This is a genomic window from Streptosporangium minutum (assembly GCF_002149035.1).
In the GTDB taxonomy this organism is placed as follows: domain Bacteria; phylum Actinomycetota; class Actinomycetes; order Streptosporangiales; family Streptosporangiaceae; genus Streptosporangium; species Streptosporangium minutum.
This window is the reverse complement of sequence record NZ_NGFP01000009.1, coordinates 25,082-43,552: the sequence shown is the minus strand read 5'-3', so window position 1 is coordinate 43,552 and position 18,471 is coordinate 25,082. Positions and strand designations below refer to the sequence as shown.

Annotated in this window: 24 protein-coding genes and 1 tRNA gene; 13 read left to right on the top strand and 12 right to left on the bottom strand. The window is 70.2% G+C overall.

Going from position 1 to position 18,471, the window contains the following annotated elements; genetic code table 11:
• The first annotated feature begins 14 nt into the window (after positions 1 to 14).
• The 9 genes from CA984_RS03645 to CA984_RS45840 all read left to right on the top strand — a co-directional run bounded on the left by CA984_RS03645 (position 15) and on the right by CA984_RS45840 (position 4,460).
• Positions 15 to 1,862: a hypothetical protein gene (locus CA984_RS03645; protein ID WP_086568047.1), complete on the top strand. Its 1,848-nt coding sequence runs from the start codon at positions 15 to 17 to the stop codon at positions 1,860 to 1,862.
• Positions 1,859 to 2,281: a hypothetical protein gene (locus CA984_RS03640; RefSeq protein ID WP_086568045.1), complete on the top strand. Its 423-nt coding sequence runs from the start codon at positions 1,859 to 1,861 to the stop codon at positions 2,279 to 2,281. The genes CA984_RS03645 and CA984_RS03640 overlap by 4 nt, the downstream gene beginning before the upstream one ends.
• Positions 2,282 to 2,300: 19 nt before the next feature.
• Positions 2,301 to 2,621, top strand: coding sequence for a hypothetical protein (locus CA984_RS03635; protein WP_133061529.1), 321 nt, complete (start codon positions 2,301 to 2,303; stop codon positions 2,619 to 2,621).
• Positions 2,605 to 2,838: a DUF7620 family protein gene (locus CA984_RS45285; RefSeq protein WP_133061528.1), complete on the top strand. Its 234-nt coding sequence runs from the start codon at positions 2,605 to 2,607 to the stop codon at positions 2,836 to 2,838. Before CA984_RS03635 ends, CA984_RS45285 begins: the two co-directional genes overlap by 17 nt.
• Positions 2,835 to 3,167, top strand: a complete 333-nt coding sequence (locus CA984_RS03630; protein WP_086568041.1) for a putative phage holin — start codon at positions 2,835 to 2,837, stop codon at positions 3,165 to 3,167. Before CA984_RS45285 ends, CA984_RS03630 begins: the two co-directional genes overlap by 4 nt.
• On the top strand, positions 3,164 to 3,910 hold the full coding sequence (locus CA984_RS03625) for a peptidoglycan recognition protein family protein (protein ID WP_086568039.1): 747 nt from the start codon (positions 3,164 to 3,166) through the stop codon (positions 3,908 to 3,910). The genes CA984_RS03630 and CA984_RS03625 overlap by 4 nt, the downstream gene beginning before the upstream one ends.
• Positions 3,883 to 4,032, top strand: coding sequence for a hypothetical protein (locus CA984_RS45845; RefSeq protein ID WP_165781082.1), 150 nt, complete (start codon positions 3,883 to 3,885; stop codon positions 4,030 to 4,032). Before CA984_RS03625 ends, CA984_RS45845 begins: the two co-directional genes overlap by 28 nt.
• Before the next feature lie 51 nt (positions 4,033 to 4,083).
• Positions 4,084 to 4,368: a hypothetical protein gene (locus tag CA984_RS03620; RefSeq protein WP_086568036.1), complete on the top strand. Its 285-nt coding sequence runs from the start codon at positions 4,084 to 4,086 to the stop codon at positions 4,366 to 4,368.
• 13 nt (positions 4,369 to 4,381) lie between these two features.
• Positions 4,382 to 4,460: transfer RNA gene (locus tag CA984_RS45840), tRNA-OTHER, on the top strand.
• Positions 4,461 to 4,522: 62 nt separating this feature from the next.
• On the opposite strand, the gene CA984_RS03615 is transcribed toward CA984_RS45840, so the two are convergent.
• The 11 genes from CA984_RS03615 to CA984_RS03565 all read right to left on the bottom strand — a co-directional run bounded on the left by CA984_RS03615 (position 4,523) and on the right by CA984_RS03565 (position 13,670).
• Positions 4,523 to 5,668, bottom strand: coding sequence for a methyltransferase domain-containing protein (locus tag CA984_RS03615; RefSeq protein WP_086568033.1), 1,146 nt, complete (start codon positions 5,666 to 5,668; stop codon positions 4,523 to 4,525).
• A 9-nt stretch (positions 5,669 to 5,677) separates the two neighbouring features.
• Positions 5,678 to 6,616: a radical SAM/SPASM domain-containing protein gene (locus CA984_RS03610; RefSeq protein ID WP_086568031.1), complete on the bottom strand. Its 939-nt coding sequence runs from the start codon at positions 6,614 to 6,616 to the stop codon at positions 5,678 to 5,680.
• A gap of 137 nt (positions 6,617 to 6,753) precedes the next feature.
• Positions 6,754 to 7,020, bottom strand: coding sequence for a hypothetical protein (locus CA984_RS03605; RefSeq protein ID WP_086568028.1), 267 nt, complete (start codon positions 7,018 to 7,020; stop codon positions 6,754 to 6,756).
• 90 nt (positions 7,021 to 7,110) lie between these two features.
• On the bottom strand, positions 7,111 to 7,569 hold the full coding sequence (locus CA984_RS03600) for a hypothetical protein (RefSeq protein ID WP_133061527.1): 459 nt from the start codon (positions 7,567 to 7,569) through the stop codon (positions 7,111 to 7,113).
• Between the two features lie 108 nt (positions 7,570 to 7,677).
• On the bottom strand, positions 7,678 to 8,892 hold the full coding sequence (locus CA984_RS03595) for a helix-turn-helix domain-containing protein (protein WP_086568023.1): 1,215 nt from the start codon (positions 8,890 to 8,892) through the stop codon (positions 7,678 to 7,680).
• Between the two features lie 510 nt (positions 8,893 to 9,402).
• Positions 9,403 to 9,585 carry a hypothetical protein gene (locus CA984_RS03590; protein ID WP_086568020.1) on the bottom strand — a complete coding sequence of 61 codons (183 nt, stop codon included), beginning with the start codon at positions 9,583 to 9,585 and terminating at the stop codon, positions 9,403 to 9,405.
• 141 nt (positions 9,586 to 9,726) lie between these two features.
• On the bottom strand, positions 9,727 to 11,541 hold the full coding sequence (locus tag CA984_RS03585) for a P-loop NTPase family protein (protein ID WP_086568017.1): 1,815 nt from the start codon (positions 11,539 to 11,541) through the stop codon (positions 9,727 to 9,729).
• Between the two features lie 76 nt (positions 11,542 to 11,617).
• Positions 11,618 to 12,445 carry a hypothetical protein gene (locus CA984_RS03580; RefSeq protein ID WP_086568014.1) on the bottom strand — a complete coding sequence of 276 codons (828 nt, stop codon included), beginning with the start codon at positions 12,443 to 12,445 and terminating at the stop codon, positions 11,618 to 11,620.
• A complete protein-coding gene (locus CA984_RS03575) occupies positions 12,442 to 12,780 on the bottom strand; it encodes a hypothetical protein (protein WP_086568011.1) in 339 nt (112 codons plus the stop codon). Before CA984_RS03575 ends, CA984_RS03580 begins: the two co-directional genes overlap by 4 nt.
• Positions 12,781 to 12,858: 78 nt before the next feature.
• Positions 12,859 to 13,104, bottom strand: coding sequence for a hypothetical protein (locus CA984_RS03570; RefSeq protein ID WP_086568008.1), 246 nt, complete (start codon positions 13,102 to 13,104; stop codon positions 12,859 to 12,861).
• On the bottom strand, positions 13,101 to 13,670 hold the full coding sequence (locus CA984_RS03565) for a DUF6907 domain-containing protein (protein WP_133061526.1): 570 nt from the start codon (positions 13,668 to 13,670) through the stop codon (positions 13,101 to 13,103). Before CA984_RS03565 ends, CA984_RS03570 begins: the two co-directional genes overlap by 4 nt.
• 163 nt (positions 13,671 to 13,833) lie before the next feature.
• Here CA984_RS03565 and CA984_RS03560 point away from each other — a divergent pair, with 163 nt between their 5' ends.
• Complete coding sequence (locus CA984_RS03560) at positions 13,834 to 14,073, top strand: hypothetical protein (protein ID WP_086568002.1); 240 nt, start codon at positions 13,834 to 13,836, stop codon at positions 14,071 to 14,073.
• Entirely contained in the window at positions 13,976 to 14,941 is a 966-nt protein-coding gene (locus CA984_RS03555; protein ID WP_341351696.1) for a zinc-binding dehydrogenase, read from the top strand. The genes CA984_RS03560 and CA984_RS03555 overlap by 98 nt, the downstream gene beginning before the upstream one ends.
• On the opposite strand, the gene CA984_RS03550 is transcribed toward CA984_RS03555, so the two are convergent.
• Entirely contained in the window at positions 14,895 to 15,458 is a 564-nt protein-coding gene (locus CA984_RS03550) for a carboxymuconolactone decarboxylase family protein (protein ID WP_086567999.1), read from the bottom strand. The two genes, CA984_RS03555 and CA984_RS03550, sit on opposite strands and share 47 nt — an antisense overlap.
• A 31-nt stretch (positions 15,459 to 15,489) precedes the next feature.
• Here CA984_RS03550 and CA984_RS03545 point away from each other — a divergent pair, with 31 nt between their 5' ends.
• Together CA984_RS03545 and CA984_RS03540 are read left to right on the top strand one after the other, a co-directional pair.
• On the top strand, positions 15,490 to 16,251 hold the full coding sequence (locus tag CA984_RS03545) for an SDR family NAD(P)-dependent oxidoreductase (protein WP_086567996.1): 762 nt from the start codon (positions 15,490 to 15,492) through the stop codon (positions 16,249 to 16,251).
• 281 nt (positions 16,252 to 16,532) lie between these two features.
• A complete protein-coding gene (locus CA984_RS03540; RefSeq protein WP_086567994.1) occupies positions 16,533 to 18,428 on the top strand; it encodes a S9 family peptidase in 1,896 nt (631 codons plus the stop codon).
• Positions 18,429 to 18,471 lie beyond the last annotated feature (43 nt).

The window sequence follows — 18,471 nt, the reverse complement described above, 5'->3', positions numbered from 1 at the left end:
CGAAGGGGGAACCTGTGGGACTCGCCTCCGTTCGCTCCGTCGTCGCCACCCCGATCCCGGGCGCGGCCGCCGGCGTTGCCGCCCGCGGAGAGGGCCAGCCCGGAGACGTCATCCTCGCCATCCAAAGCTCGGACAAGCTCGGCGGGTTCGCCGATATGACCATCTCCGGGGGCGGCACCTGGCAGCCCGTGGACTCCTTGGAGGGGCCCAACTGGGCTGGGACGAAGATCTCACGCAAGATCCTCACCACCGCCGAGCCGGAGCAGTACACCGTCACGCAGACCGATGCCAACACCTACGGCACGGTCATCATCCTCGTGCTGAAGGATGCGGACCCGGCCGGCATCCTCGTCGTCAAAAGGCCCGGCACGGTCGCCCCGGCCGCGACCCCGGTGTCTGCCTCCGGCCTGGAACTGCGGTACGGCGTCGGCATCGTGGAGGGGCTCGCCTCGTGGGCGCAGCTCACCGGCTACGAAGGCCTGGACGTGCTGTCCGGGGTGTTCATCACCGCCAGCCTGGCCGGCCGCCCGTTCGCGTCGTCGTCCCGGATGAGCGCGCTCGACCTGGCCCCGTCGCCTCCGATCGCCGAGGCGAACAGTCAGGCGTTCACGATCCTCGTGCAGTCCGCCGGGTCGGCCCCGGGCGGCGGGGACATCCCCACCCCGCCCACCTTCCCTGCGTTCACCCCTACCAAGGGCGTGGCGAGAACGAGCTACACGGTGCACGACTTCCTCACCGGGGAGCTCCGCGGCGACATCTACCCGGTCGACCCGACCTACGACCGCAGGGACGGTGAGGCGGGCGGCTGGTCGGGGTTCCTGCCGTTCGCCAGCCGGCGGGACGCCGACAAGATCGCCGAGATGATCCCCCGCGACCCCGCCGACCTGACCTCCGGGCCCGGCCGGCTCGTCGTGCACTCCTGGCGTGAGGGCGTCCCGATGGGCGTCCATTGGATTCACACCGCGGAGATCGCCAAATCGTCCCGGCTGGGATGGGGGGTCCAGCTGCAGGGCACCACCCTGGACGGCTACATGAACAGCGTCTCCCTGGAGGCCGACGTCGAGTTCTACGACGACCAGATCCAAAACGCCCGCGACCTGATCGCCCACATGGGCCTCGACCCTCGCAGCAATCCGGGGTTCGCACTGCAGGCCGGGATGTCGGGCCTGGTTCGGCCGCTGGCCGCCAAGCAGGCCGACACCACCACGTACGGGCGGGTGCTGCGCGACTACGCGCGCGCCGCGGGCGGCTTCGGCTACGTCATCAACCCCACCCTGGTCGGCGGCAACCTGGAGCGCCGCTGGGCGTGGGGCTCGCCGCGGCTGGACTTTCCGGACCTGCAGTGGACGTTCACCGAGGCGCGCGACGGCGGCGAGATCATCGACTGGCGGGAGGTGCGCTCCGCACTGCAGGGCGGCACCCGGATCGGCGTCATCGGCGGCACCCCCGAGCAGGAGGACGCCACCCAGAACAGCGTCGCCGCCCGCTCAACGCTGATTGAGACGCCGCACCTGGCGGCCGGGTGGCCGATCATCGACCTGCGCATCAACCACCCCTCGGCCTCCACAGACCTGACCGAGCTGGAGCGGTACGCGCAGAGGTATGCGGCGACCGCGGCCGGCGCACCCCGAGTGTTCTCCGCGACCGTGATCCTCGGCAAGCACAGCGACTTCGACCCCAACGGCATCGGCGGGTGGGTCGAGTTTGTGATGAACAACAACTGGCACATCCGCACAGATGCGGGCGGCGCCTTCCAGATGCCTGCTCAGCGCCTGATCGGGTGGGCTCTCACTCCGGCCGGCCGAGGCAACGGCAAAGACCGGCTGCAGATCATCACCGCCCAGGACACGGAGGCTGCGTGAACCCGGACCAGTTCCCCACCGATCAGAACCGCATCATCCAGCAGCTGGAGCGCCGCATCGCGGATCTGGAGGCCCGCGTGGGCACCGCGCAAGGCGCCCCGATCACCCGGGCGAGCAGCTCATTCTTCATCCCGAACGGGTCCGCGCCCTCTCCCGAGGGCGGCGCAGCGTTCTACGTGGTCGGCGGGCAGATGCGTTGGGCGTCATCATCGGGCAGCACCTACAGCCTGATCCCTCCGACGCTGCCGATCGGTGCCGCGGTGGTCGGCCCGGCCAACCTGTTCACCTCGTCAGGCAGCGCGCCGGGCTCCTACAGCTCCTCGCACAGCACGGACATGGCGCGTGACATCAACAACCTGCACACCACGCTGGGCGCACTGTTGATGTCGCTGCGCGGCGCCCCCCTCATCCAAACCTGACCCCATGAAAGGTGGTCCGTTGGACTTCGCGTCCATTCCATGGGTCCAGGGATCCATGGTCGCGGTCGCCCTGGCCATCATTCTGTCCGCCGTCGGCGCGGTGTTCAAGGGGCTGCTCATCCCCCGCCCCAACCACGACCTGATCGTCGCGGTGATGGATGCCCGGCTCGCAGAGAAGGCGGTCGAGGCGGAGAACTACAAGGCCGCCTGGCAGGCCGCCGAGGCCGCGAGGCGCGAGCAGGACGGCCAACTCTCGGAGCTGCTGGAGTTCGCCCGAACGACCGATCAGGTCCTCAAGGCCTTGGGCCGGAGAGGGAGCCGCGATGCGCTGGCGCCGTAGACGACCCCCGATCCCCGATCCGTCGCCCCCGCCGGAAGTACAGGCGGCGCTCGCCGAGGCGCGTGCCGCCCGCGAGGAGTCTGAGCAGGGCCTACGCGAGGTGTGCGGCCAATGGCCCGAGGTGCGCGCGGTCTCGTCGGCGATGCGTGAGCACCGTGAACGCAACGGCTTCAGAGAGATGTTCGAGCGCGCCCTGTTGAAAGGAGGGGAAGCGTGATCCAGTTCGTCGGCGGTCTGCTCGTCATCGCATCCGCCGTGTTCGCGGCTACGGCCGCGCTGCTGTACGGCACCCGGTTCCCCTGGTGGCGGTCCGCTGACGGCCGCCACCTGTTCGCCTACCAGGTCGTCATCGGCGCCGCGCTCACCCTGTGGGCGGGCCGGCTGATCGCCACCGATCAGCTGACCGGCCCGGCCGAACCCGGCCCGTGGCCCTACATCCGACTGGTCTGGTTCGGGCTGATCGCCTGGGTGCTCGGCTGGCGGCTGCTCATCATCACCCGGGCCTGGCGCGAGCAGCGCCGAGATCGAGTCAAGGAGGAGCGATGACGACGATCATCTCCCGTAAGGCGTGGGGTGCACGAGCGCCTCGCAACCGCTACACGGTGACGTGGGCGCAGCGAACCGAGTTCTTCGTCCACCACACCGCAGGGCCGAAGACGCAGACGATCCAGCAGATCCAGGCGTTCCATATGGGCCCTTCCCGCGGCTGGTCGGACATCGGCTACGGGCACCTCGTCGATGCGGACGGCAAGATCTACGAGGGCCGCGGCTGGCTTGTGGTGGGTGCGCACTGCCCAGGCCACAACCGGTCGGGTGAGTCCGTCGCCTACATCGGCGATGACGACCCGACACCAGCGGCCAAGCGCTCGATCCGTTGGCTGTATGACGAGGCGTGCCGCCGCGCCGGCAAGAAGCTCAAGATGCTCGGCCACGGCCAGCGATACGCCACGTCCTGCCCTGGGCCGAAGCTCCAAGCGTGGGTGAACGCCGGGATGCCCGTCGAAGCCGCTGAGAAGCCCGCTAAGCCTGCCCCGAAGCCACAGCCCACCGAGACGGAGGCGATCGTGAAGAAGCTGCCCACCCTCAAGCAGGGCGATCACGGCTGGCACGTCAAGACGATGCACTACCTGCTCGCCGCCCGCGACTACGCGGTCCCGGCCGAGGTGGACGACACCACGTTCACCGAGCAGCACACGAACGGCGTGAAGGGCATCCAGGCGGCGGCCGGGTTGAAGGAGACCGGCGTCGTGGATGGGCCCACGTGGGCCGCGTTGCTGCGCGTGGCGTAGCCGTGGAGCCCGTCGACTCCCTGCCGCTGCTCCTGACCCGCCTCGCGGCGCTGTGGCCGGCCGAGGAGCAGGCGGAGCAAGACGACCCGCGTATCCCCGGGCTCGTCGACGCAACGAACTGACCCCTCATCCTCGGCCGCCATGGTGGCGGTCCTGACCTCCTCGGAGGAACCATGTACGACCTCGTCCTGTCCTGGGTGCGGACCGCGGTCCCGGCGGCCGTCGGCTCCCTGATTGCCTGGCTGGCCACCAAGGGGCTAGTGCTCAACCCGGCGGAGGCGACCGGGCTGATTCTGGCCGTCGGCGGTGTCTGCGTCACCCTCTACCAGGTGCTCGTCAGCACCCTGCAGCGCAAGTGGCCGATCGTCGGCGTGCTGCTCGGCAGTACGAAGGTGCCGACCTATCAGCCGGGCACCTCGCAGGGCCTGCACGCTGGCCGGGACCTGACCAGCCTGTAGGATGATCACAGGTGCTTTTGTCATCTAGCGGCCTAAGACCTCAAGATCCCGCAAGGGACTTGAAAACGTCGGTTCGAATCCGGCCAAGAGCACAAGAATGCCCCCGCTCGTCCTCTCCGGAGGATGAGCGGGGGCGCTTTCGCGTTCCCTTGAATCAACCGATGGTCGCTTTCCATCGCCCGCGTTGGAGATGGATCACACCGTCCGGGGCGACGCACACGAAGGCGCCACGCACGGGCAGCTCGCCGTGCTGCAGCCAGTAGGCGCGGGCCTCGTCCAGCACATCCCACAGACGACGTGGGCCGCCCTGATGGATCACAGGCGGACCGTCTGCCTGCGCGGTGGCCCTGGCCCACGACCCGTCAGCGTGCACCATGCGCGCCGTACGCCAGCCGTCGTCGCCTTCCTCGTAGTGGTGTTCGATGCCGGGGCAGACGACTTCGAGCATGGCGGGTAGCTCCCAGTTGTAGGAGACGTTCAGCACCGGGTAGCGGCCTTGGGTGACCTCGTCCCCTTCGGCGTCCCAGACGGCGTCGAACAGGTCGCGCGCTCCCGGCGGATAGTCCCCGCCGGAACGGGTCGGCATGAACATGGCCCGGTCCCATTCGATCTGCCCCTCGGCGCTTCCGTCGTCGGCCTTGGCTGCGGTGACGATCAGAGAGGTGTTGGCGATGACCGTGACCAGCCGGCCGCCCGGCCGCAGCGCGACCAGCCAGCTCGCCGGGATCGGCCGTACCGAGACCATGGACACGATGCGGTCGTAGGTGCCGGGGAGCGGCCCGGTCGCATCGACAGCCAGGACGTCCGGGCGCAGGCCGATGCTCTCCAGTCGCCCGGCCGCGGCCTCAACGAGGTAGGGGTCCACGTCGATGCTGGTCACCCGGTCGTCGCCGAGGCGCTGCGCCAGCAGAGCGGCGCTGTAGCCCGAGCCGGTGGCGACGTCGAGCACGTCCGCACCGTCGTAGATCTCAGCATGGCGCAGCATCCGCACCACGAGGCTGGGCAGCGTGGCCGAAGAGGTGGGCCTACCGCCGGGCCGGGCGTCCGGTGCGGCGTGATCGGCGTGGGACTCCCCAACGCGTGTGATCAACGACTGGTCGCTGTAGGCCGTGCGCATCCACACGCCGGGATCGGCCGGGCCGTCGTGTAGTTCCCAGGTGCCGAACCGGGCTCCGGCCGGGGTCTCCCACCAGCGTGGGATGAACAGGTGGCGGGGGGTGGTGGTGACCGGCCGCCGCCACTGGGATCCGCGAGGGGTCACAGTGGCGGCCAGCTCGGTGGCGTGGGGGTGCCAGTCCATGCTTACTTCTTACCGGCTACCGGGCCTCTTGGGGGATGGGTTGAGTTCCGGACTACAGAAGCGGGGATTGCAGGCGGGCCTTGACGCCGGCGCGCAGTCCGAGCCGTCCCCCTGGGTCGGCTTGCAGGTGTTGGCGTCCGGCTTACACCTCGTCCCATCGGCCCGGGGGCTGGGGATCGTCGAGACGAGCCGACGCCAGGTGGAGCTGTTGACGATGTCGACCAGCGACGATTCCAGCACGTTGCCGGCGGTCATCCACCGCGCCATGAGGCACGGCCGGACATTGCCATCAGGGCTGATCGAGGCTTTCCCCCTGCCGCACTGCCCGCAGAGCTGCGACACGTCCGGGATGGTGGCGGCGGCCCGGCCGATCCCGCGGACCCGGTCGGTACCGATGCTGGTCACGCCCATGGCTTCCAGCTCCGTGCGGGCCTGCTCGACGCGTTGGCCGTTGAAGATGTCCACGATGCCGGCCCGCAGCGGGATGCCGCGCTTGAGTGCTTCGGCGATGTTCGCCCGGGTCCGGGCGTGGCTGGCTCGTCGGCCGGTGACGGTGGCGTGCTGGGCCGGGTCGTCGGAGTAGTAGCTCGTCGCCAGGTTGACGCGCGGGCTGCTGAGTAGCTCCCACCACTCGTCGCGCACGTTGACGAGGTTGCTGTACACCTCGACGTCGAGGCCGGCATCGATCGCGTGCGCCAGGAGCTCGGCGAAGTCCGGGTGCATGGTCGGCTCTCCGCCGATGAGCTGGACGCTGCGCGAGCCCAGCGCTTTCGCATCAGTGATGAGCGTGAGCCATTCGCTGGTGCTCATGGTGCCGTGCCCGACGTTCGGCCCGGAGTCGGTGCAGCAGTGCTGGCATACGAGCTGGCACTTGCCGGTGATCTCCAACTCCCAATGCCAGTCGAGCAGGGGGAAGACGTCTGCCGCTTCTACAACCTCTGCCGTCATGGTGCCCTTCCTTTCTTCCGCTAGCGCGGGGTGAGGGGATGGTGCCCCGCGAGCGGCCCCTGGTTGCGCACCGCCGCTCGCGGGGGTTGGACGACGCGACGGCACGGGAGGCGCGCTCACCGTGCCGCCGCGCCAGCTCATGGGGTGGTGAAGGAGTGGGTGGCGCGCAGGGTGTGCAGCAACTCGATCTGCATCGCCAGCGCCGAACCGAGCCCTTCGGGGGATGCGCACGTGATCTGTGTTTTGACCTTGGCCGCTTTCTCCCGGAGGGTGACGGGCGCCCGCCGGATGGCTGTCCAGTGGCCGAGGAGCGCATCGTGGGTGATGTGCCAGCCGGGGTAGGTCTGCTGCAGTACAGCGAGCTGTTCGGCTCCTACGTCGCGAGCCTGGAGGGGCGTGTTCACGTGATGTCCTGACACTGAGGGGCGGATCGAGGAGTGATGGGGCGAGGGCCTGCCACAGGCATTGTCGAGAGGGAGCCGGTGAGCCTCAGGTCACTGGGGGGCCGCGACATGATGCTCCCCGCCCTGCTCCGGCAGCGCCTGGTCCAACAAGGCATCAGCCAGCAACGGGCCGGCCAGGAGCCGAGCCGGTGCGGGCCGGGCTGCGGCGAGCTGCTCCATGAGCCGCTCAGCGGCCAAGGCTGGCGTGCGGTACACCGCCAGCCGCGGCGCCCTGTGGCGGGCACCCCAGATGACCCACCAGAGGCGCACACCGTCAGTGCGGACGAGCATGCCCCGCGCGACCGATACCGCGACGCGGCCGGAGGCGAGCACGTGCGCGTCCGTCTTGCGGCCGTGCTCCAGCAGCGCGTCCTGGAGACGAGCGGCCATGACGGCGGCCTGACGGCGCCGATGCCGGCGACCGGTCAGCGGCATATGCCGTACGGCCAGAGGTGTCCGGCTGGGGGCGACTGAGGGAGCCACGACCAGCGGGGATGGCTGGGGGTGCATGCTCCTAGTGAACGCCCGGTAACAGATGAGAAGGGGGAGGGGTTCTCCCCCTTCTCGTGGGGGGAGGATCCCTCTCCCCATGATGGGGAGGAATCCTCCCCGTTGACCTCAGGCGGCAGAGGGAAGGCTGATCTTGCGCGCCAAGTCGCGCGCCTCGTCTCGTATGGTCGCTCCGCCGGTAGTCATCAGCTCGCTGACGACCCCCCGCGTGAACAGGTTGTAGGCGATCGTGTCGGGGCTGATGTCGTAAGCCTTCTGCAGCAGGTGAATCGTCGCGACCGGCTCTCGTCGGAGATGAAAGCCGCGGGCGATCTCGACCGTGTGGAAGGCGCGGCGAGTCTTCGACGGGATGGCGGCCAAGTCGATTCGATCCCCCTGTCGGGTGGCCTCATGGCCATTGGTCAGGTCGGCCGACATCGTCACGGCGTACGCGTCGACCATGCCGGTCCCGAACATCAGCCACGGGTGATGTCCCTCAAGGGCGCGGGCAGCGCGGCTGGCTTCGTCCCAGTGGTGTTCGGCGTCGCCGCGGCGGCCGGTCTTGGCGTAGGACAGGGCCATGGCCAGTTGCAGCAGACCCCACAGGCTGCGGTCTTCCTCATCGTCGGGGCGTAGCAGCCGCCCGGCCTGGTGGGCGAGATCGATTCGGGCCTCGGCCTGCTCACCCGCATCCCGCCACACGTGGTTGAGGTACCAGGTAGCGGCCGCCATGGCCTTCGGATCATCGGCGTCCTGGGCGGCCTGCATCGCGCGGTCCCCGGTCATCAGGATGAGCTCGGGGTAGGGCTGGAACGACAGGTAGAGCTGCGCCAGGTGGTAGATCTGCGCCAGCGAGGTCAGCGCGCGGCGCCGATGAAGGCCTTCCAGGAGCCGCACGGAGATGCGGGCATCCTCCAGCAGGCGAGGCAGGACCGTGGCCACAGCGGTCCGCTGTGTGGGCGAGCCGTGCCACACCATCCACGCCTGAGCGACATTCGCGGCGAGGGCGTCGGCGGATACCGGTTCACGATCAGGGACGACCAGCGGGTAGGCGGACAAGGCCCGCGCGACGGCCGGCGCCTGATCGTGGGAGCGCTTGCTGTAGGTCGCCCTGGTCAGGCGCTGCTCACCCGTGAACTGGGCGAGATCCTCGACCCCCAGGATCTCGGCCATGCGAATCAGCATGCTCAGGCCGGGCATGCCGATCTTTCCGTTCTCGATGCCCTTGGCCCAGTCTTCGCTGCGGCCACACAGTTCGCCGAACAAGGTGCGCGACATGCCGGCTTTGTCGCGGAAGAATCTGACCCGGCCGCCGAAGGACTTAGGCGTGTTATCTTCGGGCATAGCCCTGCACCTCCTGGAGACTCGACATCCTCAGGCTAAGCGTGTGGGGCTCATTCATGTCCAGAGTCGGACGCAAGTTTTCATGCCGCCACCAGGACATTCCAGGTCGGCTGATGCGTAAGGTTCCACAAGGACCCAACCGGGCTTCGGCGTTGCCCTTGTTTGCCGCCGTAAGGAAGTTGACGGCGGGATGACCTGCACTTTTGAGGATTACCTTTAGAAGGGGTACGCCCTAGTGCGTACCCTTCGCGCCCGTCAGCCTGACGGTCGCGACCATTTCGGTGACGTCACCGAAATGGTCAGCAGGGGTACTCAGTAGTGAGTACCCCTCGCTCCGCAGGGGTCCTCGCGGGACAGTTCCCCAGTTGGGGAAAAGGATCATCCCGCTGTCAGGGGTGGGAGCTGTCTCCCGTCCTTCAGGGGTACACGCTGGCGTGTACCCCTGGCTTCACACGGGTCCTGCTGGGACCTACCTCTATGAGGGGTACGCCCTGGTGCGTACCCCTGGATCTATCGGCGGACCTCTCCCTTGCCGCCGCAGCGTCGGCACGCGCCGTACGCGCTGCCGTTCCACGCGGACACCTTGCGGCCCGGCGAGCGTCGGCAGGCCGGGCACCGCTTGAGCGGGTGCCGGCGCCGGTCCCAGCTCCACCAGATCACAACGGCGGTGATCCCGATCAGGATCAGCTCCATGTCTCCTACCTCTGCTTTCCAGCCCTCTCAGGGCCGTTTCGGGGGGTGGCGCGGAAGCGTCTACCGGGCCTACCTCGCAGCTCAGATGCGGTAGAGGCGGGGTAGACCCGGTTTCAGTGGTAGAGCCTCGGTAGAGGCGTCTCAGGAGCCGTTGAGCGCGGCCATGAGGTCGCCGCGGCGGTAGCCGTTGCGGTTGCGGCCGTCGATCTTCACGTCACCGGGAGAGACCCCGTACGGCTTGAGCGCCTCGGCGACCCGGGCGGGAGTCCAGCCGTCGCCGAGCGCCTCGACCAGGTCCACGGTGTGCAGCCGGTCGGCGTCGCCGAACGCGGACACGATCGCCTCGACCGGGTCCTCGGCGAGAGGGTGATTCACCCTCTCCGGCAGAGTGCCGGCCGCGGCCCGCAGCATGTACGCCACCTCGGCGACCTCGACCAGGTCGGGATCGTCGAGGAAGTAACTGCGCAGCTTCACCGGGTCGGAGCCGTCCGCGTCGAGGATGCCGACGCCGCGGTGAGAGCGGGGGATCTCCGAGCAGTTGTAGCCAGCGCCGGCCGCGCCCTGCCCCATGACGGCGTTGGACGCGGTGGTGTCCGGGCAACGCATCCCCCACCGCAGCGAGCACACGCCCTTGAGCGGCCCGGGGATGGCGTCGGTCGTCATGCGCTGCGTAGCCAAGATCAGCAGCACCCCGGCGGCCGGCCCCCGGGAGGCGATGTCCACCATGAGGGCGACGATCTCTTCGCCCTGCGGTGAGGTGACGTAGTACCGGGTCTCGTCCACGATGGTCAGCTCGATGTCCACGCCGAACCGGCGGCACAGCTCCGGGGTCAGCTTGGTCGAGCCGCCCGCGTCGTCGAGCAGGTCGAACACGCTCTCCATCTGCGCCTGCATGCGCTTCAGGTGCGCGAGCAGGCCGACGGCGTTGCGCTTCTCCGCGGTATGCGCGATGCGCCGCCATGGGCGGTGGTCGCCAGCGCCCTTGCCGTCCCACAGGTGGATCTTCGGCGTGACCGCGAGACCGGCCGCGGCGATGATGCCGTTTACCGCCGCGGACTTGCCCGCCCGGGGTTCGCCGGCGACGAGAAGGGACGCGTCGACTAGCCGGAGCCGTTCCTCCCGGCCGCGCCCGTTGATCCCGGCCGGGATCCCCCGCCAGAAGTCGACCGGCTCCGTACGCCCGATCAGCGGACTTGGGTAGAGCTTCAGGAATGGGTCGGCCTTGGCGACGAAGATAGCCAAGCGTCCGGCGTGAGCGTCGACGAGCTCGAACACGACCTGGGTTTCGCCGACGCCGAGCGCGGACGCGAACGCGCCCTCCATGCCGAGGCACTTGCGGGCGAGCTGGCCGGGCGGCAGTTGCAGCACCGTCGACCATCCGCCGTCCTCGGTCAGGACCGGGGAGGCGAGCCGCATCCCCTCGGCGCGGCCGAGCTTGGCGTCGATCGCCGCCCGGATCACCGTGTTCTCCGCCGGCGTCTTACGGTTCAGGCCGGGGATCTTCAGCGGTACCGGCCGCTCGACGATGCGCTTGCGGACCTCAACCGCCGTGCCCACGCCGACGACCGCGCCGACCGCGAGGGCCGCGGCGGTCCCGCCGTACAGGCCGGTGGACGTGACCGCCGAGGCGAGGTAGCCGGCACCGGTCCACCACGCGGTACGGCGCCGCCGGGTGCGGACCTTCTCCCGGAAGATGTAGTCGTCGGTGCCCGCGTAGTCGTCCGCCCGGATCCACCGCCACGCCGTCTTGGCGAGCAGGGACGTCCCCGTGACGGGCGCCATGCCGGACCGGTAGGCGAACCTCACGGTGCGGGTCGGGTACTTGCCCTGCCGTACCCGGTGGACGATCTGACGGACCGGGACACGTATCTGCGGGGACTTCTGCCAGAACTCCGGTGAGGTCTGGCGCCGCTGAAACAGCACGGTGCTCTCGTGCTCTTGGACGGCTTGAGACATGATTGATCTCCTCCATTCAGGTGGAGATCCGCCCCCGGGACTGTCTTGGTCGGATCGGCCCGGGGGCGGACCTGGTCTAGGACACGGCGAGTCGGGCGAGCTGGTCGAGGTACAGGCGGATCTTCACGGCGCGCGGCTGGCCGACCTTCATCTCTCGCTTGATGCGGGTGAGCGTCGGCACCACACCCGTGGCGACCTCGTCGGCGTACCTGGCCGCGGCCACCGGGAACAGCTCGTCAGGCGCGGGTGTGAGAACCGGCGTCTGTGCAGGTGGCGCCGGGAGTAGGGCGGGTACAAACGGTGGCAGATCTGCCACCGTTTTCTCGCTCTCTGTACCTGACTCGACACCTTGTGAAGAATCTTCACTAGGTACAGCTGCTGCCTCGACTTCCTTGTGATTCACAAGGAGGTCCGAGGGGGTTGTCTCGACCCTTTCGAGGGTGTCAGCGGTGACACCCTCGGATGCGGCTACCTCGTCCCGGGCGGCGACGCCGAGCAGGTGCGCCAGCCCGCCCAAGGCGATCGGCGGAACCACCGACACCGCGACCACCAGCACCCAGGACGCGCCACCCAGCTCGATCACCTCGGCCTCGATCAGGTGGAACATGGCGTTGCCCAGGACGGAGACGACCACCGCGGCGAGCGCGTGCCCGAACGCGTGCCCGCGCACCTCCGCCGAGTACTTGCCCTTGTCGGTCGCGATACGGGTAGCGGCGATCCCGTAGGCGTCCACCGTGATCGGCAGCAGCCACGACATCGACACCTCGACGCCGAACACGTGGAACACGGTGGTCCAGCCGGCGAGCTCGCCGAGACCGGACTGTGCGGTGAAGGACGCGGTCACGGTGGCGAGGGCGACCAGGGCGACGCACCCGATCACCGTCCAGTCGCGACGGGCGTTCACAGGCCACCGTCCAGGACCCGAGCGGCCGTACCCAGCGCCTCGGCGAACTCGGTGAACGACCGGATGTCGAGACCGGCGATGACCTGTCCCCAGTCGTAGGCGTCGGTGGGCTCGAGGTCACGGACCCTCCGCTGTTCGCCGACGTAGTAGGACAGGCGGCCCAGCGCCGGGTAGCGGGTGCCGTCCGTGTCGGCCTGCACGTAGCGGATGACGACCTGGCCGGGACCGCCGAACGGGCCAAGGACGGCGGCGTGGGTGCGATCCGGGTCGGCGTCGGTGTGCTCGGCCTTGCACCATGGCGGGCACGGCATCGAGGCGGGTAGGTTCTGCTGCACGGCTTCTTCTCCTGTTCAGGCAGGGGGTGGGGTCCAGGCCCCGGGCCGGTGTGCAACCACCGGCCCGGGGCCGTTGTGCTATGAGGTGCTGCGGGCGGCGGCGACCTGGGCGAGCAAGGCGCGGGCGAGCTGCTCGGCCTCGTCGACGGTGAGCTCGTCACGGGTGTTGTACAGCCAGACGATCGCGCCCTCGTCGGGCGTGTAGGTCATGACCGTCTCGCCGTAGGCGTCCGAGACACTGCGGGTACGGCACAGCGAGTCGTCGGGGTGACCGGCCTGCCGATGGTCGGTGCACCAGGCGGGACAAGAGGGCAGGACGCTCACGCCGCGTCCTCGCCCTGGTGCGCAGTGCGGCCCCGGCCGGCGGCGACGAGCTGCAGCAGGTGCGCGGCGATCTCCTCGGCCTCGGCCAGCGACAGGTAGTAGGAGGTGCCCTTGTCGGTCGAGTCGTTGAGGCAGATGCGCGGCTCGGCCTCCAGGTGGCCCTGAACGAGGTCCGTCATCAGCGAGACGGGCCGATGCTCGGGCTTGGTGGGCGATCCGAAGTTCTCGAAGTCCATGGTGAGCAGGTCGGTGCTGTGGATGACGCTCGTGTGCTGACGGTCGTCGGGGTGGTCGCCGCCCCTGTGCTGCTCCGTGCACCAGGCCGGGCATGGCTTGGTGAGCCAGGTGGGCGGGTTCGCCGCAGCGTCCCGCTCCCAGGCGTGGGAGTCGCACTCGACGACCGCGACGTCGAGCAGCATGCCAGCGGGCTTGAGCGGGTAATCAGAGGAACCGCACTGGACGCACGCACGACCGTTCCGCTGGGCCATCGTCAGGCTCTCTTTGAGAATTCCCAGATCGAGGGTTGCGGGGGCGGTCGTGGGGGTGGCGTTCGTAAGCTTGTCCATCAGGTGAGGGACCTTTCCGGTTGGTGCCGATCCAGGACCCGTTCCGGTGGTGACTCACCGGGCGGGTCCGCCTAACCGATCTAGAGAATCGCTTCTCTGTGGCGATTGCTACGCTACGGGATCGCCTATGGGAATCGCAAGGGTGTTGCGATACTCTCTTGCCATGGCGAACAAGGACCCACTCGACGCGCTCGACGAGAGCACCCGCCGGTACCGCGAGACGGAGAAGGCGCATGAGCGATCACGCAAGGACGTCACTACCGACGTAGTAGCGGCACTGAAGGCCGGCAAACGCCCGACTGACGTTGTGGAGCACTCCCCCTTCACCGCCGCCCACGTCCGCAAGATCGCACGGGAGAACGGCATTGAGCCGGCGCCGCGGGGCGGAGGCAAGAAGAAGTAGTGACGGGCGGCCCGTAGAGCAGTCACCCGGCTGTGACGTTTTGAGTCCAGTCGCATGCGCCTGCGGCTCCTGCGCGGCGTGCGCGGCCGGCGACCAGCAGGTCTGCGAGCGCCAGACCCAGCCGGGGTTCACCCACTGGGGCTCCTTCGCCGAGTACGTGGCGATCGAGAACGCGGATGTGAACCTGGTGGCGCTGCCGGAGGAGATGACCTTCCCCACCGCCGCGAGCCTGGGCTGCCGCTTCGCCACCGCCTTCCGCGCCGTCGTCACGGTCGGCCGGGTACGGCCCGGCGAGTGGGTGGCGGTGCACGGCTGCGGCGGGGTCGGCCTGTCCGCCGTGATGATCGCCGCCGCCGCGGGCGCGCGGGTGGTCGCCGTGGACGTCTCCCCCCAGGCCCTGGACCTGGCCCGGCGGTTCGGCGCCGCCGCCTGCGTCACCGCCGCCCCCGCCGCCCCTGACACCCCGCCGGACGGGGCCGGTGCCGCCGCGCGCGTCCGGAAGCTGACCGGTGGCGGGGCCCACGTCTCGATCGACGCGCTGGGCAGCCCGCAGACGTGCGCGTCCTCGATCGAGGGCCTGCGCCGCCGGGGCCGTCACGTCCAGATCGGCCTGCTCCCCGGCCTCACCTCGCTGCCGATGAACCGGGTGATCGGCTACGAGCTCGAACTCCTCGGTAGCCACGGCATGGCCGCCCACGCCTACCCCTCGATGCTGGAGATGGTCGCCGCCGGGCTCCTCCGCCCGGACCTGCTGATCACCCGCACCGTCGGCCTCGACGGAGCGGGGCCCGCGCTCGCCGCGATCGGCTCCGTCCCCGGCGTCACGATGATCCTGCCGGGGGATCCGGCGGGTCTCCGGCACCCGTGAGCGCCGTGCCGGCGTCCTCCTCCAGGGGGACACGCAGGGTGGTGAGGACCACGGCGAGCATGTCGTAGTGGGCGACGAGCATGACCAGTTCGATCCGGCCGGGCTCGTCGTAGCGGGCGCACAGGGCCTCCCACGTCTCGTCGGTGACGTCTCCGGAGCGGTGCATCTCGTCGGCCACGTCCAGCACCAGCCGGTCGCCGGCGTCCCAGCCGTGCCCGTGACCGCGGACGGCCTCGATCTCGGCCTCGGCCAGCCCTGCCTCCCGGGCCAGCCGTACGTGCTGGGCCCACTCGTAGGCGCTCCCGCGGTTGTGCGCGGTGCGCAGGACGGCCAGCTCCCGGTCGCGGGCGGGCAGCGTACCGTACAGCAGCGCGGCGCCGAACCCGATCCACGCCTGGAACAGCGCGGGGTGGCGGGCCAGCGTGGTGAAGACGTTGTAGGGGCCGGTGCCCTCGACGACGCGGGCGAGGAACCCGTCCCACTGCTCCGGCGGTAGCGGCTCGACTCGGGGATTCACAGATCAGAGAGTACTTACTACGATCACGATTGTGAACGGTCGCTTGGTAGGTAGACGTGTGCTGGTCGTGGGCGCGGGCACCCGCCCCTCCCCCGACCCCGAACCGCCGATCGGGAACGGGCGGGCGATCGCGGTCGAGGCCGCGCGGCAGGGCGCCACGGTGATCTGTGCGGACGTCGATGAGGACGCGGCCGCCGAGACGGCCGGGTGGATCGGCCGCGAGGGCGGGAAGGCCGAGGTGATCACCGTGGACCTGGCCGACGGTGACGCCTGCGAGGCGCTGGCCGGGCGGGCGGGCGCGGTGGACGGCATCGTGCTCAACGCCGCGATCGGCGCCGGGCTGGCCCTGGCGGGCACCAGCGCCGCCGACTGGGACCAGGTGTTCGCGGTCAACCTGCGCGGCCACTTCCTGGTCTGCAAGGGAGCGCTGCCCCTGCTCGGCTCCGGCGGCTCGATCGTGTTCATCGGTTCGGTGGCCGGGCTGCGCCCGGGCAGCCTGATCCCGGCCTACGACGCCTCCAAGGCGGGGCTGGTCGGCCTGGCCAGGCACGTCGCGCTGGAGGGCGCCGGCCGCGGGATCCGGGCGAACATGGTCGCCCCCGGCCTGATCGACACCCCGCTCGGCCGGGACGCGGCCAGGCTCTGGGAGCACCGCGGCCAGGTGATGATCCCGATGGGCCGTCAGGGCACCGCCTGGGAGGTGGCGAAGGTGACGGCCTTCCTGCTCTCGGACGAGGCGGGCTACGTCACCGGCCAGACCCTCGCCGTGGACGGCGGGCTCACCCTGCTGTAGGTGCCTCACCCTGCGGTAGCGGCCTCACCCCGCTGTAGGGGCCTCACTCTGCTGCAGGGGCGACGGCGACGGGCACTCCGGCGCCTCGCGCGGCGTCTTCGAGCGCACGGCCGGGGCCGGCCAGGCCGTCGCGGCTCACCGAGTGGCTCCGCGCCCGCCCCTCATCGGCCCGTGCCGCGCCGGGCCGTACTCCCCGGTTCCGTGACGGGCGGAGCTGCCGGCGCGGACATGCGGGTTTCACACCGCAAAAGATGATTAATGCGGTGATAACGTCCCTGGGCATGCGTCCAGAAGATCTCGCCCTGCTGCATCTCCCCGGTAGCGTCACCCTTCACGAGGATCTCATCCTCGTCGACGTGGCCCGCCCCGACCTGGAGGCCGACGCCTACCGCGGGAGCCTGTGGCGGCTCCCCCAGGACGGCCCGCCCGTCCGGTTCACCTTCGGCGACCACGACAGCGCGCCCCGGATCTCCCCCGACGGGGCCTGGGTGGCCTTCCTGCGCGCGCAGGACGGCGGCAGGCCGCAGCTCCACGTGATGCCCACCGGCGGCGGCGAGGCACGCCCCCTCACCGACCTGCCGCTCGGCGCGGGCGCCCCGGTCTGGGCCCCCGACTCCCGCCGGATCGCGTTCGTCGCCCGGGTCCCCGAAGCCGGCCGCTACGGCACCGAGGAGGACGTGAGCGCCGCGGCCGAGGCGCCTCGCCGCATCACCGGGTTCCGCTACCGGCACGACGGCGTCGGCTTCACCCTTGACCGGCCGCCCGCCCTGTTCGTGGTCAACGCCCTGGCCGACATCCCGCAGCCGGTACGGCTCACCGACGGCCCCTACGACATCGCCTCCCCGAGCTGGACCCCCGACGGCGAGCACGTGCTGGTCTCGGCCGACCGCGACCTGGACGGCGAGAGCCTGCACTCCGACCTGTACGCGGTGCCGGCCGCCGGCGGCGCGCCGATCCTGGTGGTGCGCAGCACCGGATCGGCCGGGTATCCCGTCGCGCTCCCCGGCGGGGACGTGCTCTACCTCGGCACCGCCTTCTCCGGCATCCACGCGGTGGCCCGCAACACCGGCCTCTTCCGCGCTCCCCTGCGGATCGGCGGCGAGCCGGCGACCGGGGTGCGGCTGACCGAGGAGGAGTCGGTGGACATCGAGCCGCTGTCCCCCATCGCGACCGAGGACGGCGTGCTGGTCGCGGTCCGGGTCCGCGGCGCGGTCGAGCTGCGGCTGGTCCCCTCCGACGCCGCGGAGGCGCCGCTGGAGAAGCTCCCCCTCGTGCTGGGCGAGCGGGCGGGCGTCAAGTCGTTCACCTCCTACGGCGGGCAGGTCGTGGCGGTGGTGTCCACCCCGCAGAGCCCCGGGGAGGTGGTCACCCCGGCCGGGACGCTCACGGACTTCAACGGGTCGCCTGCCGGAAGGCGTCCGCTCCAGGAGATCACCGCCGTGTCCGCCGACGGCTACCCGGTCCACGGCTGGCTGGCCCTGCCGGAGGGCGAGGGCCCGCACCCGGTCCTGCTGAACGTGCACGGCGGCCCCTTCCACCACCACGGGTGGGGCTTCATGGACGAGACCCAGGTCTACGCCGCCGCCGGATACGCGGTGGTCCTGCCCAACCCGCGCGGTTCCAGCGGGTACGGCCAGGCGCACGGCCAGTCGGTGATCGGCGCCTTCGGCACCGTGGACGTCGACGACGTGCTCGCCCTGCTGGACGCGGCGCTGGCCCGGCCCGAGTGCGACGGCGAGCGGGTGGGCGTGATGGGCGGCTCCTACGGCGGATTCATGACGAGCTGGCTGGCCGCCCACCACGGAGAGCGTTTCAAGGCGGCCTGGAGCGAGCGGGCGGTCAACGCCTGGGACTCCTTCACCGGTTCCTCCGACATCGGCTGGTTCTTCGCCGAGGCCTACTGCGGCCCCGACGTCGAGGTCCAGCGCGCGATGAGCCCGCTGTACCACGCCGACCGGATCGACCTGCCGTTCGCCGTGGTCCACTCCGAGGAGGACTGGCGCTGCCCGGTCGAGCAGGCCCAGCGCATGTTCGTCGCCCTGCGCCGCAACGGCACCCCGGCCGAGTTCCTGCTCTTCCCCGGCGAGGGGCACGAGCTCAGCCGGAGCGGCCGCCCCAGGCACCGCCTCCAGCGCTTCGAGGCCGTCCTCGAATGGTGGTCGCGCCACCTGTCCTGATCCTTTCGGGGCAGGCGTTCACCTGGCGCCCGCGGGGCGGGCG

Bases quoted from the DNA above. Each gene is read 5' to 3' on its own strand.
- CA984_RS03540 (WP_086567994.1), top strand. From the start codon at position 16,533: ATGCGTCCAGAAGATCTCGCCCTGCTGCATCTCCCCGGTAGCGTCACC.
- CA984_RS03615 (WP_086568033.1), bottom strand. From the start codon at position 5,668: ATGGACTGGCACCCCCACGCCACCGAGCTGGCCGCCACTGTGACCCCT.
- CA984_RS45285 (WP_133061528.1), top strand. From the start codon at position 2,605: ATGCGCTGGCGCCGTAGACGACCCCCGATCCCCGATCCGTCGCCCCCG.
- CA984_RS03595 (WP_086568023.1), bottom strand. From the start codon at position 8,892: ATGCCCGAAGATAACACGCCTAAGTCCTTCGGCGGCCGGGTCAGATTC.
- CA984_RS03620 (WP_086568036.1), top strand. From the start codon at position 4,084: ATGTACGACCTCGTCCTGTCCTGGGTGCGGACCGCGGTCCCGGCGGCC.
- CA984_RS03590 (WP_086568020.1), bottom strand. From the start codon at position 9,585: ATGGAGCTGATCCTGATCGGGATCACCGCCGTTGTGATCTGGTGGAGC.
- CA984_RS03565 (WP_133061526.1), bottom strand. From the start codon at position 13,670: ATGGACAAGCTTACGAACGCCACCCCCACGACCGCCCCCGCAACCCTC.
- CA984_RS03600 (WP_133061527.1), bottom strand. From the start codon at position 7,569: ATGCACCCCCAGCCATCCCCGCTGGTCGTGGCTCCCTCAGTCGCCCCC.
- CA984_RS03625 (WP_086568039.1), top strand. From the start codon at position 3,164: ATGACGACGATCATCTCCCGTAAGGCGTGGGGTGCACGAGCGCCTCGC.
- CA984_RS03585 (WP_086568017.1), bottom strand. From the start codon at position 11,541: ATGTCTCAAGCCGTCCAAGAGCACGAGAGCACCGTGCTGTTTCAGCGG.
- CA984_RS03560 (WP_086568002.1), top strand. From the start codon at position 13,834: ATGGCGAACAAGGACCCACTCGACGCGCTCGACGAGAGCACCCGCCGG.
- CA984_RS03610 (WP_086568031.1), bottom strand. From the start codon at position 6,616: ATGACGGCAGAGGTTGTAGAAGCGGCAGACGTCTTCCCCCTGCTCGAC.